Raw genomic sequence first — 15,155 nt, 5'->3', positions numbered from 1 at the left:
TTTATCGGCAATTTACCTGTATGCCTAAAATGGAATAGGCTTAGATGACGATATTGGTTTCGGGTGGGGCTGGTTTTATCGGCGGAAACTTTGTTCTCGATTGGCTTGAGCGTCGCGACGAGACGGTCGTCAATTTGGATAAGCTGACCTATGCCGGCAATCTGGATACGCTGAAGGGCTTGAAAGGTGATGGCCGCCATGTGTTCGTACATGGCGATATCGGCGATCGCGAGCTGCTGAGCAATTTGTTGTCGACACACAGGCCGCGTGCGCTCATCAATTTCGCAGCTGAAAGCCACGTCGACCGCTCCATCCACGGTCCAGGCGATTTCATCCAGACGAATATCGTCGGGACCTTCAATTTGCTGGAAGCGGTGCGCGGCTATTGGGATGGCTTGCCCGAAGACGAGAAGCAGCGCTTTCGCTTTCTGCATGTCTCGACGGACGAGGTCTACGGCACGCTCTCTAAGGATGATGAGCCGTTCAGTGAGCTCAACCGCTATGAGCCGAACAGTCCCTATTCCGCCAGCAAGGCTGCTTCTGACCATCTGGTGCGTGCTTGGCATCATACCTATGGTCTGCCTGTGTTGACGACGAATTGCAGCAACAATTACGGGCCTTACCATTTTCCGGAAAAGCTGATCCCGCTGGTGATCCTGAACGCGCTTTCGGGAAAGAGCCTGCCGATCTATGGCGATGGCCAGCAGATCCGCGACTGGCTTTATGTCCGGGATCATTGCAGCGCCATTCGCCGCGTCCTGGAAGCCGGCAAGCTTGGCGAGACCTATAATGTCGGCGGCTGGAACGAGAAGCCCAATCTCGATGTCGTGCAGACGATCTGCGCCATCCTCGATGAACTCAGGCCGAAGGCCGATGGCAGCCGCTACAGCGATCAGATCACCTTCGTCAAGGATCGGCCCGGCCATGATCGCCGCTATGCGATCGATGCGCGCAAGCTCGAGCGGGAACTCGGCTGGAAGCCCGCGGAAACCTTCGAGACCGGCATTCGCAAGACGATCGCTTGGTATCTGGAAAACCAGGACTGGGTCCGCAACGTGACGACTGGCGCCTATCGCGAATGGGTCGGCAAGCAATACGAGGTTGAGTTGTGAGCGCCATTCTGGTCACCGGCGCCAACGGCCAGGTTGGTTTCGAGCTGCAGCGTTCGCTTAACGTCTTGGGGAATGTCGTTGCTCTGGTGCGTGCGGACCTGGATCTAGCCAGCGAAGCAAGCATCCTGGCCGCTCTCGATGAACACAAGCCTGGTATCATCGTCAATCCGGCCGCCTATACGGCGGTGGATCGGGCCGAGAGCGACAAAGAGCTGGCGATAGCGGTCAATGCTGCAGCTCCGGGGATACTGGCGCGTTGGGCGGCGGACAATGGCGCCTTGCTCATCCACTACTCCACAGACTATGTCTTCGACGGTACGAAAGCCGATCCCTATCTGGAAGAGGATGCGGTCAACCCACAATCCGTCTATGGCGAAAGCAAATGGCGGGGCGAAGAGGCGGTGCGTGCATCCGGCGCGCAACATGCCATTTTGCGCACAAGCTGGGTCTATGGTCATCATGGCAGCAATTTCCTGAAGACCATTCTTCGGCTGGCCGATGAAAGAAGCGCATTGAACATCGTCGCCGATCAGGTTGGCGCACCGACATCGGCGGCTCTTATTGCCGATGTCACCCGCACGGTGATCGAGCGCATCATGGCGTCGGGAGCTCCCGGAGACCTCTCTGGAACCTATCACCTCACGGCACAAGGCAGCACCTCCTGGTACGGCTATGCCGCACATATCGTTCGTGAGGCGCTGACAGCAAATGTCAAGCTTGCGCTGTCTCTCGATACGCTGAAGCCGATATCGATGGCAGAATATCCGACCCCTGCCAAGCGTCCGGCCAATTCGCGGCTGGATTGTCGAAAGCTGATGGATCGCTTCGATATTGCGCTTCCTCTCTGGCAGGAGGGCGTCGACGACGTCCTGGCAAGATTGCTGGCTGCGCGGAACTGAAAACCGTAATTTTTTGCCGATGATTTCCGGCCATGTCCTCCCGCCGGTGAGACAGAGACAGATGCACTAAGGACGAGACGCAGGATCATGACGAAGGCACGCAAAGGAATCATACTCGCCGGCGGATCGGGAACGCGGCTCTATCCGTTGACACTTGCGGTCAGCAAGCAGCTCCTGCCGATTTATGACAAGCCGATGATCTACTATCCGCTGACGACTTTGATGTTGGCGGGCATCCGCGAGATCCTCATCATCTCGACGCCACAGGACACGCCGCGTTTCGAGCAATTGCTCGGCGATGGCAGCCAATGGGGCATCAAGCTTGACTATGCGGTGCAGCCGAGCCCGGACGGCCTTGCCCAGGCCTTCCTGATCGGCGAAGCGTTTCTGGATGGCGCGCCGTCTGCCCTGGTTCTGGGCGACAACATTTTCTACGGGCATGATTTTACCCGATTGTTGCACGAGGCGAGCGCCAAGAAGATGGGGGCGACCGTCTTTGCCTATCATGTGCAGGACCCGCATCGCTATGGCGTGGTCGAGTTCGATCAGAGCGGCCGGGCTATCAGCCTGGAGGAAAAGCCGAAGATGCCGAAGAGCAATTATGCGGTCACCGGCCTCTACTTCTACGACGAAAGCGTCGTCGATGTCGCGAAATCCATCCGTCCGTCACCGCGTGGCGAGCTGGAGATCACCGATGTCAATGTTCACTATCTGCAGGCCGGCCGGCTTGACGTCCAGACCATGGGCCGCGGCTATGCCTGGCTCGACACCGGAACGCACGAGTCGATGTTAGAGGCCAGCCATTACATTGCGACGATCGAAAACCGCCAGGGCCTGAAGGTGGCCTGCCCGGAAGAAATTGCCTATCGCAGCGGCTGGATCAGTGCGTCTGATGTCGAGGCGCTGGCGAGCCCGCTAAAGAAGAATGCCTATGGGCAATACCTCCTTGGGATTTTGCGCGACCGGATATTTTAATCGCTAAGGCGCGCTTTATGCCGCCGCATCTCCCTTGCAAACAATCCGAGCAGGACGACGAATGAAGGCCATTGATACCGCCATTCCCGATGTCAAGATTATCGAGCCGACGGTGTTTGCAGACGACCGCGGCTTCTTCTTCGAAAGCTTCAGCAAGGTGAAATTCGAAGCGGCGATCGGCCGAAGCGCCGATTTCGTGCAAGACAATCACAGCCGGTCGGGCAGGGGCGTCCTGCGCGGTCTGCACTATCAGCTGCCGCCGCATGCACAGGCGAAGCTGGTACGAGTGGTAGTTGGCGAAGTCTATGACGTTGCCGTCGACATTCGGAAATCCTCACCGACATTCGGCCAATGGGTCGGCGTTCTTTTGTCCGCGGAAAACAAGCGCCAGCTCTGGATCCCGGAAGGCTTTGCCCATGGCTTCCTGACACTCAGCGACCATGTCGAGTTTCTATACAAGACCACCAATTACTACGCCCCGGAAAGCGACCGCGGCATCCGCTGGGACGATCCGCAGATTGGTATCGACTGGAACGTGACGGAAGCGCTCACGCTCTCCTCCAAGGATCAGCGGCAACCGTTGTTGGCGGATGCCGAACTATTCGATTGATAGCGGCTTCGACATCAGACCCGATTGTAATCGTCGCTGAGCCTAATGATATCGTTCTCGTCGAGCAGCTCGCCGTATTGAATTTCGATAAAAACCAATGGCTCATCTCCGGTGCACGAAACACGGTGTGTCGCCTTGAGCGGAATATCGACTGTATGTCCGAGCTGCAGAGAGTGTTCCGTCCCGTCAATCTCGGCAATGCCATGTCCTGAAACGGCGGTCCAACGTTCGGAGCGGTGGTTGTGATACTGCAGCGATAGCCGCTCTCCTGGATTCACAACAATGCGTTTGACGACGTGGCTATCACCGATATCGAGCACATGCCATGTGCCCCAAGGGCGTTGATCGTTGTCGCCAACCTTATAAAGACTTCCGGACTTCATGAAATTTCCTTTGTAAAGGCGTCGATTGCCACCGCACGATGGGGAATTTGGGGCGGGATTAATTCAGCTGCGAGGGCAGATCAAGCCCTTTTGACCGACCATGCAGTCAATATTGATACAACCGCCGCTAACGCTGGTCATTGCTCAGAAGGCTTCGAGGTTGAAGACGTTTTCAGAGGTCAGCGATGCCCTAGTGACGTAGCGGTCGGTTTTCGTTACAGGAATGAAATGCGCGTTCTACATTTTTTCAAAACATATTGGCCCGACACATTCGGCGGCGTTGAGCGGACGATCCATGCGATTGTCAACGGCACTGCCAAGTATGGCGTGGAGTCCAATGTTCTCTCACTGAGCAAAACGCCGTTGGAAAACAGCGTCGAGCTCGATGGTCATATGGCGCACAAGGCCAAGCTCAATTTCGAATTCGCGTCGACCGGTTTTTCATACCAGGTATTTGGACGTTTTCGAGAATTGAGCCGAAAGGCCGACATAATTCACTATCACTTTCCGTGGCCATTGATGGACATCGTCCATCTTGTCACCCATGCCGGCAAGCCAGCCATCGTAACCTACCATTCCGACATCGTTAAGCAAAAGCTCCTGCTGAAGCTCTACGAGCCTGTTATGCATCGCTTTCTCACGAGTGTTGATAGGATTGTAGCCACATCCCCTAATTACCTGGCGACGAGCGAGGTACTGCAGCGTTACAAAGATAAAACAACTGTCATCCCACTTGGGCTGGATGAAGCGGATTATCCCAAAGCGAACGATCAGGATAAAGCACGTTGGCGCGCACGGCTTCCTAAACCGTTCTTCCTTTTTGTCGGGGTATTGCGTTACTATAAAGGCATTCACATCCTTCTTGAGGCCGCGAGACGGACGAATACGAACGTTGTCATCGTCGGCCAAGGTCCAATGGAAGCTTCGTTGAAGAGCTTCATGAAACAGCATGATTTACACAACGTCTTTTTTCTAGGAGCGCTACCCGATGTGGACAAGACCGCGCTTCTCGAATTATGCAGTGGTGTTGTATTTCCTTCTAACCTTCGTTCTGAGGCATTCGGTCTTTCGCTTGTCGAAGCTGCGATGTTCGCTAAACCGATGATCTCCTGCGAAATAGGAACGGGCACGAGCTTCGTCAATCAAGATTGTAAAACAGGCTACGTCGTACAACCAGACGATCCGTCAGCTCTTGCAAAAGCAATGGAACGTCTTGTAGACGATGGCGAATCGATTGCGTCTCTGGGTGCGGCCGCTCGCCTGAGATACAAGGAATTCTTCACGGCAGAACAAATGGGCCATAAATATGCTACCGTCTATGATGAATTACTAACGGAGATCGGAACAGAAAGATCTATGCGCGCCAAATGATCGGGATGCCTGACACTACACTTATTTAAAACGCCGCAACACTCGTCGCAATGCTCGCCACAGCAAGACCGCTCCGGGCAGACTTTTGATTGTCCATTTAATGCGTTCGCGATGACGCATCGCCGATGCTTCCGCGCCAACAAATCCTTTTCCCTGCAATCTCAGGAGCTTATGCAGGAAGCGATAAAAGTCCCGATGTGCGAATCTTGTTATGGAAAGATATTGATCTGCAAACTTAACGTCATGTTCAGTAAGATCGGGAAAGGGCGTCGTTTGCACAAAATATGGAAGAAGTTTCGAAGTCTCCTCCCACTCTTCGCACCCTTTGAGATAAAAAGCCCTTGCCGCTTTTCCCAGCAATTCAGCGCGAGCTAAGGTAAGGCCACCGTTATTTCCAGAGGGCTTTATCTTCTCAAAAGAAGCAGGGGAGTCATAATCAATAAGTATACCGTTTACACCGTCAATTATGTATTCATTTGCCGTGGGTTTATCATGAGCTATCACGCACATACCCCTTGCCATTGCTTCTATTAGAGGGTGTCCTATGCCCTCGGTGCGACGAGGGCTCAAGAATACATTCGAAGCTTCGAGCGCTTTCCGATATTCAGAGGCATCCTCGCCGAAATGAGTGACAGTGCACCCCCAATCGGGCTTCCAATCCTCTGCAGATTGTGTGTCGGGCGCATTATGAATATGGAGCGACGCAACCGCGCTGCCGAGAACAGACCTAGCGAATTTATAGTGAAGCCCGTCTTCAGGTCGGCGTTGCCAAAAGAAGCCGCGCAATATTCCAAACTTGGCTTGCGGCAAGTCCATTTTTGCTACGCCGAAATATTTCGCGTAGATGCTTTCAATTCCCAGCGACTTGTGGAGCAGGTGCAGCTTTTCGCTGAAGTTAATGAACCGAGCCTGTCTCATTGACAGCCAGTACCAGTCCGGAGCTGTCTCGACGCCATCAAACATTGGCACGCAGACGACTCTCTTGCCACGCGTTAGGAAATATGGCGCGCAAAACTCCGTCTGCCAACATACCACCAAGTCATAATCAGAATCAGCAATTTCTCGCATCGTGGACCGCGGATCGGGGTCCAGGTAAAATACGTGAACAACAAAGCTCTCCGAAAGAATCTCAACGAAGAAATTACTTGACCGCGTCTTTCGATGGAAAGGATGGTCGATGAAGGCAATTTTAGGCATGGTCATTGTTAAAACTTTCAAGAATAGCCTTAAGACCGAGTTCAAAATCCGACTGATACAAAGCTCTGGCAGCCGATACGCGTTGCTCGACGTCTTCCTTTGACCATTCAGCTAGTTCGAGTATCTTATCGCTAAACTCGATATCGCTTGTCGCCAACAACCCATTTCCATACTTCCTAACAAGTCCGGAAAATCCCAATCCAGTACTACAAACGACTGGCCTACCTACCGCTAGCCCTTCTTGATAGACGGCGGATCCCCGTAAAGCATAGGTTTCTGCATCATACGGGAGAACTAGAATGTCCGACTTTCTGTAGATCTCGTCGATCTCCGCTTGTTTCAATCTCGCCGGTCGAAGGATTAGATTCGGAACATGTTTAAGTATGCTCTGATATCTCGCACGAAACTGATTATCGGTGCGCCTCATGTCCTGAATATCAAAGTAAAATCTATCCAGAGCACCCTTACTTTGCAGTCCACAGATAATCGCATAGAGGCGCATGAATCCTTTATCGATTCTTCCTTGGCCGGGAGAGGTCACAACCTTAACGCTATCCCACGTAATCACCTCTTGCTTGCTTGCCAGAGGATAGGGCATATAGGTCACTGGACATCCAATTAGTCGTTCCAGCAATTCGCAGTATGGCGGCGTCTCAGCCGAAACGGATAAATGAATTTTGTCGGCCAACGCTCGACGAATTTCTGCTACAAAGTGCGGGCGCCCCGATTCCAACGTATAATTCGCGCTTTCCATGACGCCGATCATACGAAAATGAACTTTCGGTCTCTGTGCCAAAGGAAGTTTTCGAATTACATCAAGCAAAGAAAGGCAGCCGTAATATTCGGCACTTGGAAAGAAAATTACATCATCCGGACCGACTTTGTATCGCTTAAACACATTCCGCCAATCACGCTGGGTCCTTGCTCGAACGTAATCATATCGAAGAAAGATATTGAGGCCGGTGTAGAATGCGCGGCGCGCTAATAACTTAAGCAGAGGAAAATAGGAGACTTCCTTTGCAACAGTATTGCGCTGATTCTTTGAGGCGCGTGTTGTGGGCGCCTGAATCAGACCATCATATGGGTAGCTCAACACTCGATCAACTAAAGACGCTTGCTCAGCCTCATCCGGCAACTTACGAGCTGCGAGACATATTGATGACCCAAAAAAAGGCCGCAACGCCTGCTGAAAGAGAACCAAGCCATTTAAATTATGGCCATACGGCAAAACGCACATATGATCGACGAGCAGTACCCTACTCGATTGTAACGCAACATTATTTTCCATTAGCCATTTCCGCACGCGTTGCCATCGCCCGATCCAAAGGTAGCATTCTCCTATCGGAAATAGGCAGCCGCGACATCGCGACTTGGCCCATCCATTTTTATGCGACCGTGCTCGAGCCAAATGATTCGATCGCAATTATTCAGCAGCAAATCCTTTGAATGGCTTGCCAATATGAGAATTTTTGTCGCGTTAACTACTTGATGCAAGCGCTCATTGGCTTTTGTTTGAAATTCTTCGTCGCCGGTAGAGAGCCATTCGTCCATAATCAAAATTTCCGGTCGTACGGCGGTCGATATCGAAAACGCTAGCCTCAATTGCATGCCTGATGAATAGGTGCGGAACGGCATGTCGAGGAAATCGCCCAGTCCCGAAAATTCGGCTACCTGGTCAAATTCTCGCTTCAAGACGGCAGGTGCCATCCCCATCATCGCGGCGCGAAGGCGGATGTTCTCTCGGCCTGTGGCCTCTGGATCTATCCCCAAGGAGATATTGATCAGCGACACGCATTCCCCATTGATCAATGCGGCTCCTCGTGTCGGGCTATAAATTCCTGCTAAAACGCGCAGCAACGTCGTCTTGCCGGCTCCATTGTGTCCGACCAAGCCAAGGCGGTCTCCTTCGGCGAGCGTAAGATTGATATCTTCTAAGCTCTTCACGACGACATGGCCATCTGAACGCTGGCCGATTATTCCACCTGTTGCTATATCCAACACGCGGTTTTTAAGAGACCGCGCACGGGCGTTAAATACCGGGAATTCAACGGAAACATTTTGAAGCGAGATTGAGGTCATAAAATTTTCCGCGCTACAGCCAATATGCAATGCGTTTGCGGTAGTTGCCAAAAAATAAAATTGCGACGGCCCAACCTAAAAACATTAATAATACACATACCACCCAGTTCAGCGTTGAGGGATAGACGCCTAGCAAGGGCGATCTCACGACGTTAACAAAATGGTAAAAGGGATTAAGCATCAACAGATCCTGAACAATACCTGGCGGCAAGGTTTCCTGTTTCCATATGACGGGTGTCGCATAAAAAACCACCTGAAGTGCGTTTTGTACCACTTGGGTCATGTCACGGTAGCGCGTGCAAATTACACTTAAAATCAATGCAATCCACAGTAAGTTCAATGTAACAAGAATAAATCCAACTGGTGCAAGTAGCACGATCCAATTGGGCGCATGAAGGAAGACAAGTAACACAAAAGGAAAAACGACAATATTATGGGCGAACATAATCGCGTTCCTCCATACCAACCTCATGATATGCGTAAAGATCGGCATCCTTACCTGCAGAATAATACCTTCTGCCGAGATCAGGCCAACACAGCTCTCAGCGAGCGTCGTGGATATAAAGCCCCAGATGATTAGGCCTGCACATAGATATGGCAGAAAATCCTGCATTGGGCTTCGGAACAATGTACCGAAAATTATACCGATAGCCGCAATTAGCACAGCCATATTAATGGAAAGCCAAAAGGCTCCGACCTTCGACCTACGATATCGTTGAGCAATATCCTGCCACCCAAATACCGCAGCTAGGTGATATTTTCGGAGCGCTTCAGTAATATCCGCTACGGCTTCATTCATACGGTCGTGAGTGGTCAACATCGACGAAACCCATTTTTACGCTTTCACCGGCCGGGAGCCAAAATTTGACGGGGGTCTATCGCAAACAGCCGTTTTAGTAAATGGGTGACAATTTTTGATGCGCTAAAGGTGCCTTGAAAGGCGATTCCCAGCGATTTCAGCGTCTACCACTACGTTGGTAAATGGTTTTGGCATACGGAGGTGAGTTCGGTAGTATGGACATCGTTCCCCGGCTGGCGAGGGTAAAAGTGTCGTGATGACCGTGCATCGGATGACTTACAATGACGGTTTAGACGGTCCGTGGCTCTTGCTTTTTTCGCTTTGGCTGATCAAGGCGGCCGTTGATGGCTGCCGATCGAACGATCAATGTAACATGAGACCTGTGCGCGGGTAGGCTTTCCAGTTGAATTTTCTGCATTTTCTTCGCAAAGGAAAGCAGATCGCAGGCGTCGGCATACCTTTTTGGACCGGTGACTGTCGGCAGACCCGTTCTGATTGTCACCTATCCGGATATGGCGGCGATCTTCAAACTGCGTTTCATATTGTAAGCGATGGCGGTCAGGCGAATTTGGACGCCTGCCTTTGCAAGCCCTCGCCATCGCATCCTGCGCAGACCATAGCTTCGTTTCCATGTGCCGAAGATCTTCTCGATCCGACCGCGGATACGGTGGATGGGTCGGTTCCAAGCATCAAGGCGCGCCTGTGTCTCGACTTCGTCGCGTCCCCACATGCCAGTGGCGACAATCTTGGGGATGCCGCCCTTGGCGATGACCGCCCTGCCAAAATGGTCACCGCGATAAGCGCTATCGGCATAAACATCGCCGGGATTGTCCGGCAGTGCATCAGGACTAGCCTTTCCGTCATTGATATTGGCTGGCGTAACGGCGATCTCCTCGACAAGAGCCGTATCGGCGTCAGCGCCTACATGCGCCTTGAAACCATGGACCCGGGCGTCCCTTGTGCTTGACCCAATGACCCTCGCCATCGCAGCGCAAATGCAAAGCATTTGTCGCGGCTTCACTTGCCGAAGCAATAATCGTCGCGTCGACAAGGGTGCCGGTCTTCACCCGAATTGCCCTGGTCTTGAGCTGGCCAGTGATCGCATCGAACAGGCGTTTATCCAGACCGTGAGTGACAAGGCTCCGGCGAAACCGAACGAAGGCAGTGCATTCTGGCGTCGGTTCCGAGCGGGAAAAGCCGCAAAACCGACGAAACGAGGCACGATCGTCCAGAGCTTCGGCCAGCTTCACGTCCGAAAGGTGGTACCAGATTGACAGCTGCATCGCCTTGAACAGGGCCAGTGGTGACCAGGCCGGCTCGCCCTTGGCCGCGCTCGATATCACGACCAGCGCTTGATCAATCGGCGCCCAATCGATCAGACCGACAAGATCATCGAGCGAGGACGCGCCATGCCGATCAACTGAAAAGCCGAATGCTTCCTGCTCAATCCGGCGACGGCTCACCACGCACCTCCATCATTTGACAAAGGCATTGAATCATCAATGATTCGTCTACAATTATCCGCGCACAGGTCTCAACATCGTGAGGATAAACCTTCTGATGCACTGGAAATGCCTACGGCCATGCCAGATTGCGGGCACTGAGCACGTGACGAAATACAGCCGACAGACCATAGCTGCCATCCGCCAGCACGGTGCTACCTGCGCCCACGGCTATCACGCAATTGGGCTGTTTGCCGGCTCGGACACGGGCGGTGAGTGCATCGCCAACATTCTGACCATCATCGAGACGGTCAAACTGCAAGGTCATAATCCGGAGGTCTATCTGACAGATGTCCTGACCCGGATTCAGAATCACCCCAAAGACCGAATTGAAGACCTGATGCCTTGGAACTGGGTGCCGGCAAACGCTCGGTGCGAGGCCGCCTGATGGCACGCTCAAGGTTCATCTACACGCTAAGGCAAGTCGCCAGCAAGATCGGCGAAAACCTTGAACTGATAGAGGAAGTGACGGCCAACTCGGACAACATCTCCGAAGGCGAACTGGTTTACGTTAGCGATGGCACTGAAGATGGCACGAAGGGTCTGACCGAGAATGGCATCGAAGAACTTCAAAGCCTACTCGCCGACATCAGGATGTGGGACGGCTGTATCCGCGAGTTCCTCATCGACACACAGTGCGATCCTGAAATAATCGACCGCATCATGGCCGATGAGATGAAACGCGGCCTATAGCTTCCATCTCTCGACACCCAAAAATGCGTTCGCCGGACGCTCACTTTAAAACCATACTTCAAACAACATCTTGGCGAGGAAAACGCCCCATTGTTGAGCTATATGTTGCAAAAGCGATTATTTTAGATGTAGGAAGTCCCGATACAACGATGGGAAATCAGAATATGAAGGATGTGCGGAAAGTTGCACTCATCACGGGGGTTACAGGGCAGGATGGATCATACCTTGCTGAACTGTTGCTGCAGAAAGGCTACGAAGTTCACGGGATCAAGCGCCGTGCATCGCTTTTCAATACGAACCGAATTGATCATCTTTACCAAGATCCACACGAGGAGAAGCCACGATTTATCCTTCATTATGGTGACATGACGGATTCATCGAGTCTCATCCGAATCATTCAGCAGGTTCAGCCGGACGAAATTTATAATCTAGCAGCTCAATCCCATGTTGCTGTTTCGTTTGAGGAACCGGAATATACTGCAAATTCTGACGCGCTCGGCGCATTGCGAATCCTAGAGGCGATCCGCATCCTTGGTCTTGAAAAGAAAACACGTTTCTACCAAGCCTCGACTTCGGAACTTTATGGCTTGGTTCAGGAGATTCCGCAAAGAGAAACAACGCCGTTCTATCCTCGTTCGCCATACGCGGTGGCCAAACTCTATGCGTACTGGATTACGGTCAATTATCGGGAGGCTTATGGCATTTATGCCTGTAACGGCATCCTTTTTAATCACGAAAGTCCGGTGCGAGGTGAAACTTTCGTAACGCGAAAAATTACCCGCGCCATTGCGCGCATCAAACTTGGTCTCCAAAGTTGCCTATACCTTGGCAACTTAGACGCCAAACGGGATTGGGGGCACGCGAGAGATTACGTTGAAATGCAATGGCTGATGCTTCAGCAGGAGACGGCGGAAGATTTTGTTATTGCAACTGGTGTCCAATACAGTGTCCGCGAATTTGTTGAAGCGGCGGCGGCGGAGGTCGGAATCACCATTACCTGGAGCGGTGAGGGTGTTCATGAAAAGGGTTTTGATGCAAACGGCAACTGCATCATTTCGGTTGACCCCCGATATTTCCGCCCGACCGAGGTGGAGACGCTTCTTGGTGATCCATCGAAAGCGATGGAGCGATTTGGCTGGAAACCGAAGATAACGTTTAATCAACTAGTTGCCGAAATGATGCGAGAGGATCTGAAGGCTGCTGAGCGAGATGAGCTTGTCAAGAGCCACGGTTATCCGGCCTATGACTTCCACGAGTAGACCAATGGAAAAGAACAGCAAAATCTATGTTGCTGGACATCGGGGGATGGTCGGGTCGGCCATCGTTCGTCGCCTTCACGCTGCTGGCTACCAAAATATTGTGACTCGTACGCATTCGCAGCTTGATCTGACCGATCAGGCTGCCGTGTGTGCGTTTCTCGACATGGAAAAACCTTACTATGTATTCATGGCGGCAGCGAAGGTTGGCGGTATCCACGCCAATAATGTTTACCGTGCTGATTTCCTTTATCAAAACCTCATGATCGAGGCCAACATGGTGCAAGCAGCATGGAGGGCCGGCGTTGAACATATGCTATTTCTAGGTTCCAGTTGTATCTATCCGCGCGATTGTCCTCAGCCAATCAGGGAGGAATATCTCTTAACTGGCCCCCTGGAGCAAACAAACGAGCCGTACGCAATTGCCAAGATTGCCGGCGTGAAATTATGCGAAACATACAATAGTCAATATGGGACCAAGTATGTTTCCGCCATGCCTACCAATCTCTACGGACCGAATGATAACTACGATTTGAACAATAGCCACGTCTTGCCGGCGCTCATTCGTAAGGCTCATGAGGCGAAAAAACGCGGCGATTCCGAGTTGGTGGTTTGGGGATCGGGTAAGCCAATGCGCGAGTTCCTTTACGTCGACGATATGGCAGACGCTTGCGTTTTCCTGATGGAAACCGGTGTCGAAAATGGCTTATTTAATATCGGGACAGGCGTCGATGTTACAATCCGCGAACTCGCGAAGACCGTGATGGAGGTCGTTGGTTTCGATGGCACAATTGTCTTCGATCAGTCGAAGCCAGACGGGACACCTAGAAAATTATTGAATGTGGACCGGATGAAGGAACTCGGCTGGCAAGCCAATGTCTCACTTCGCGAGGGAATTGCATTGGCTTATGCTGATTTTCTTACGCGTATTAATAGCGACGCATGATAACGTCGATATGAATTTAAGACGCGGCAATTTTCACCGAAATTCGGCTTGTGCAAGATGGACTTTATGCGGTCTCCCGGAGCGCAGCTACCTCATTCTTAACGCGATAAAGGACATCGTCTAGGATGAGAATTGGAGTAGACGCGCGTAACCTTGTTCATAACGTTACGGGAATCTCTCGTTATCTTCTTGAAACTTGCCGTGTCCTATCGGTTTTGGGACATGAAATAATTCTTTATCTGCCTGAGAAGCCTAAGACAGATCTTCCCGAAATCAAGGGCGCAGTCACAAGAATAGCGAATTATAGCGGCGGGACAAAGCGGATGATATGGGGACAAACTGTTCTGCCCTATTTAGCCAAACGCGATAGCGTTGACGTATTTTGGGGACCCGCACACCGCTTACCATCTTTTCTCAACAATCGAATTCCGCGTGTGGTGACGATACATGATCTGGTATGGCATCATGCGGCATCGACTATGCGTCTGCAAGGATGGTTCGGGGATCGGTACTTGATGAGCCCAGCAATAAGTGCTGCGGATAGGGTTGTTGCGGTCTCACAAGCCACGGCTAGTTCCGTAAGCTCGATGTTTCCAAGAGCGCAAAAAAAGCTGCGAGTCGTTTACCCTGGGCTTACATCCCTACTCTCGGATGGATCGGATGCGTTTCTTGAGCAAAATCGAATTGGTCGTCCTTTCGCTTTATTCATAGGAACACTGGAGCCTCGCAAGAATTTATTGCGTTTGTTGGAGGCCTATGCGCGGTTACCGGACCTGACTAAGCAAAAGATGATGCTTGTCATTGCGGGCGGAACAGGTTGGCATATGGAAGGTCTTCGCTCCTACATTACACGTTTGAAAATCGATGATTGCGTTCATTTAACCGGGTATGTTTCGGACGAAAATCTTTCTACCCTTTATAGAAATGCTAGGTTGCTCGTTATGCCGTCGATTTATGAAGGTTTTGGATTCCCAATAATCGAGGCGCATGCAATGGGCGTTCCTGTGATTACCTCCAATTGCTCCTCAATGCCCGAGGTTGCTGGAAACGCTGCATTACTGGTGAACCCGCTGGATGTTGCTGACATATCAGATGCGCTCAATTCCCTTGCTGTTGATGACAATTTGCATGCTCAACTCTCGCGCAATGCTACGCTCAACGCCAACCGGTTTAACTGGAGCAACAGCACCCGCCAATTAATTAAAATATTCGATGAGGCGATAGCAGAAAGGAGGCAACGATAAGATGCACTCGTTTCTTAATGTTCTCGGTGGCAGCGAGTTCAACTCCGCAGATAAAACATAGCCGGCACCGATAATTCGGCGCGAATGTC

At 51.7% G+C, this 15,155-nt stretch carries 16 protein-coding genes and 1 pseudogene; 10 read left to right on the top strand and 7 right to left on the bottom strand.

Features of this window, described 5'->3' with window-relative positions; all coding sequences use genetic code 11:
* Positions 1–44: 44 nt before the first annotated feature.
* From rfbB to rfbC, 4 genes are all read left to right on the top strand, one after another.
* Positions 45–1,112 (top strand): dTDP-glucose 4,6-dehydratase, encoded by a 1,068-nt coding sequence (gene rfbB / locus AC13QY_RS20890; protein WP_113501634.1) that lies wholly within the window; start codon positions 45–47, stop codon positions 1,110–1,112.
* On the top strand, positions 1,109–2,011 hold the full coding sequence (gene rfbD, locus AC13QY_RS20885) for a dTDP-4-dehydrorhamnose reductase (protein WP_113501633.1): 903 nt from the start codon (positions 1,109–1,111) through the stop codon (positions 2,009–2,011). The genes rfbB and rfbD overlap by 4 nt, the downstream gene beginning before the upstream one ends.
* Positions 2,012–2,098: 87 nt before the next feature.
* The gene (gene rfbA / locus AC13QY_RS20880) at positions 2,099–2,986 is read left to right on the top strand and encodes a glucose-1-phosphate thymidylyltransferase RfbA (RefSeq protein WP_113501632.1); all 888 of its coding nucleotides are present in this window, start codon (positions 2,099–2,101) and stop codon (positions 2,984–2,986) included.
* Positions 2,987–3,047: 61 nt separating this feature from the next.
* Complete coding sequence (gene rfbC, locus AC13QY_RS20875; RefSeq protein WP_113501631.1) at positions 3,048–3,596, top strand: dTDP-4-dehydrorhamnose 3,5-epimerase; 549 nt, start codon at positions 3,048–3,050, stop codon at positions 3,594–3,596.
* Between the two features lie 14 nt (positions 3,597–3,610).
* Here rfbC and AC13QY_RS20870 read toward each other — a convergent pair whose 3' ends face one another.
* Positions 3,611–3,979, bottom strand: coding sequence for a phosphomannose isomerase type II C-terminal cupin domain (locus AC13QY_RS20870; RefSeq protein ID WP_113501630.1), 369 nt, complete (start codon positions 3,977–3,979; stop codon positions 3,611–3,613).
* A 228-nt stretch (positions 3,980–4,207) separates the two neighbouring features.
* Here AC13QY_RS20870 and AC13QY_RS20865 point away from each other — a divergent pair, with 228 nt between their 5' ends.
* A complete protein-coding gene (locus tag AC13QY_RS20865; RefSeq protein WP_113501629.1) occupies positions 4,208–5,350 on the top strand; it encodes a glycosyltransferase family 4 protein in 1,143 nt (380 codons plus the stop codon).
* A 21-nt stretch (positions 5,351–5,371) separates the two neighbouring features.
* Here AC13QY_RS20865 and AC13QY_RS20860 read toward each other — a convergent pair whose 3' ends face one another.
* The 6 genes from AC13QY_RS20860 to AC13QY_RS20835 form a co-directional block, all read right to left on the bottom strand.
* A complete protein-coding gene (locus AC13QY_RS20860; protein ID WP_113501628.1) occupies positions 5,372–6,553 on the bottom strand; it encodes a glycosyltransferase family 4 protein in 1,182 nt (393 codons plus the stop codon).
* Positions 6,540–7,835, bottom strand: a complete 1,296-nt coding sequence (locus tag AC13QY_RS20855) for a glycosyltransferase (RefSeq protein ID WP_162764047.1) — start codon at positions 7,833–7,835, stop codon at positions 6,540–6,542. Before AC13QY_RS20855 ends, AC13QY_RS20860 begins: the two co-directional genes overlap by 14 nt.
* A 50-nt stretch (positions 7,836–7,885) precedes the next feature.
* On the bottom strand, positions 7,886–8,626 hold the full coding sequence (locus tag AC13QY_RS20850; RefSeq protein WP_069611446.1) for an ABC transporter ATP-binding protein: 741 nt from the start codon (positions 8,624–8,626) through the stop codon (positions 7,886–7,888).
* Positions 8,627–8,639: 13 nt separating this feature from the next.
* Complete coding sequence (locus tag AC13QY_RS20845) at positions 8,640–9,446, bottom strand: ABC transporter permease (RefSeq protein WP_488493904.1); 807 nt, start codon at positions 9,444–9,446, stop codon at positions 8,640–8,642.
* 481 nt (positions 9,447–9,927) lie between these two features.
* The gene (locus AC13QY_RS20840) at positions 9,928–10,410 is read right to left on the bottom strand and encodes a transposase (RefSeq protein WP_113501625.1); all 483 of its coding nucleotides are present in this window, start codon (positions 10,408–10,410) and stop codon (positions 9,928–9,930) included.
* Positions 10,340–10,888 carry a transposase gene (locus AC13QY_RS20835; RefSeq protein WP_113501624.1) on the bottom strand — a complete coding sequence of 183 codons (549 nt, stop codon included), beginning with the start codon at positions 10,886–10,888 and terminating at the stop codon, positions 10,340–10,342. The genes AC13QY_RS20840 and AC13QY_RS20835 overlap by 71 nt, the downstream gene beginning before the upstream one ends.
* Positions 10,889–11,114: 226 nt before the next feature.
* Between AC13QY_RS20835 and AC13QY_RS20830 the strand changes: the two are divergent.
* The 5 genes and pseudogenes from AC13QY_RS20830 to AC13QY_RS20810 all read left to right on the top strand — a co-directional run.
* A pseudogene (locus AC13QY_RS20830) lies at positions 11,115–11,315 on the top strand (transposase domain-containing protein); the annotation flags it as partial.
* Entirely contained in the window at positions 11,315–11,620 is a 306-nt protein-coding gene (locus AC13QY_RS20825) for a hypothetical protein (protein WP_113501623.1), read from the top strand. The pseudogene AC13QY_RS20830 and the gene AC13QY_RS20825, both read left to right, overlap by 1 nt.
* Before the next feature lie 164 nt (positions 11,621–11,784).
* Positions 11,785–12,879: a GDP-mannose 4,6-dehydratase gene (gene gmd, locus AC13QY_RS20820; protein WP_488493913.1), complete on the top strand. Its 1,095-nt coding sequence runs from the start codon at positions 11,785–11,787 to the stop codon at positions 12,877–12,879.
* A 4-nt stretch (positions 12,880–12,883) separates the two neighbouring features.
* The gene (gene fcl / locus AC13QY_RS20815) at positions 12,884–13,822 is read left to right on the top strand and encodes a GDP-L-fucose synthase (protein WP_113501622.1); all 939 of its coding nucleotides are present in this window, start codon (positions 12,884–12,886) and stop codon (positions 13,820–13,822) included.
* 125 nt (positions 13,823–13,947) lie between these two features.
* Positions 13,948–15,066, top strand: coding sequence for a glycosyltransferase family 4 protein (locus AC13QY_RS20810; RefSeq protein WP_113501621.1), 1,119 nt, complete (start codon positions 13,948–13,950; stop codon positions 15,064–15,066).
* Positions 15,067–15,155: the final 89 nt, after the last annotated feature.

It is taken from the genome of Martinezella sp. CNPSo 3795, assembly GCF_057784475.1.
The sequence above is the reverse complement of the archived record's forward strand: the minus strand, read 5'-3'. Positions and strand labels throughout refer to the sequence as shown.

What these genes read in the sequence shown, in the direction of transcription:
- AC13QY_RS20825 (WP_113501623.1), top strand. Translation starts at nt 11,315, where the DNA reads ATGGCACGCTCAAGGTTCATCTACACGCTAAGGCAAGTCGCCAGCAAG.
- gmd (WP_488493913.1), top strand. Translation starts at nt 11,785, where the DNA reads ATGAAGGATGTGCGGAAAGTTGCACTCATCACGGGGGTTACAGGGCAG.
- AC13QY_RS20860 (WP_113501628.1), bottom strand. Translation starts at nt 6,553, where the DNA reads ATGACCATGCCTAAAATTGCCTTCATCGACCATCCTTTCCATCGAAAG.
- AC13QY_RS20810 (WP_113501621.1), top strand. Translation starts at nt 13,948, where the DNA reads ATGAGAATTGGAGTAGACGCGCGTAACCTTGTTCATAACGTTACGGGA.
- rfbA (WP_113501632.1), top strand. Translation starts at nt 2,099, where the DNA reads ATGACGAAGGCACGCAAAGGAATCATACTCGCCGGCGGATCGGGAACG.
- rfbC (WP_113501631.1), top strand. Translation starts at nt 3,048, where the DNA reads ATGAAGGCCATTGATACCGCCATTCCCGATGTCAAGATTATCGAGCCG.
- AC13QY_RS20870 (WP_113501630.1), bottom strand. Translation starts at nt 3,979, where the DNA reads ATGAAGTCCGGAAGTCTTTATAAGGTTGGCGACAACGATCAACGCCCT.
- AC13QY_RS20845 (WP_488493904.1), bottom strand. Translation starts at nt 9,446, where the DNA reads ATGTTGACCACTCACGACCGTATGAATGAAGCCGTAGCGGATATTACT.
- AC13QY_RS20865 (WP_113501629.1), top strand. Translation starts at nt 4,208, where the DNA reads ATGCGCGTTCTACATTTTTTCAAAACATATTGGCCCGACACATTCGGC.
- AC13QY_RS20850 (WP_069611446.1), bottom strand. Translation starts at nt 8,626, where the DNA reads ATGACCTCAATCTCGCTTCAAAATGTTTCCGTTGAATTCCCGGTATTT.
- rfbB (WP_113501634.1), top strand. Translation starts at nt 45, where the DNA reads ATGACGATATTGGTTTCGGGTGGGGCTGGTTTTATCGGCGGAAACTTT.
- AC13QY_RS20855 (WP_162764047.1), bottom strand. Translation starts at nt 7,835, where the DNA reads ATGGAAAATAATGTTGCGTTACAATCGAGTAGGGTACTGCTCGTCGAT.
- fcl (WP_113501622.1), top strand. Translation starts at nt 12,884, where the DNA reads ATGGAAAAGAACAGCAAAATCTATGTTGCTGGACATCGGGGGATGGTC.
- AC13QY_RS20840 (WP_113501625.1), bottom strand. Translation starts at nt 10,410, where the DNA reads ATGGCGAGGGTCATTGGGTCAAGCACAAGGGACGCCCGGGTCCATGGT.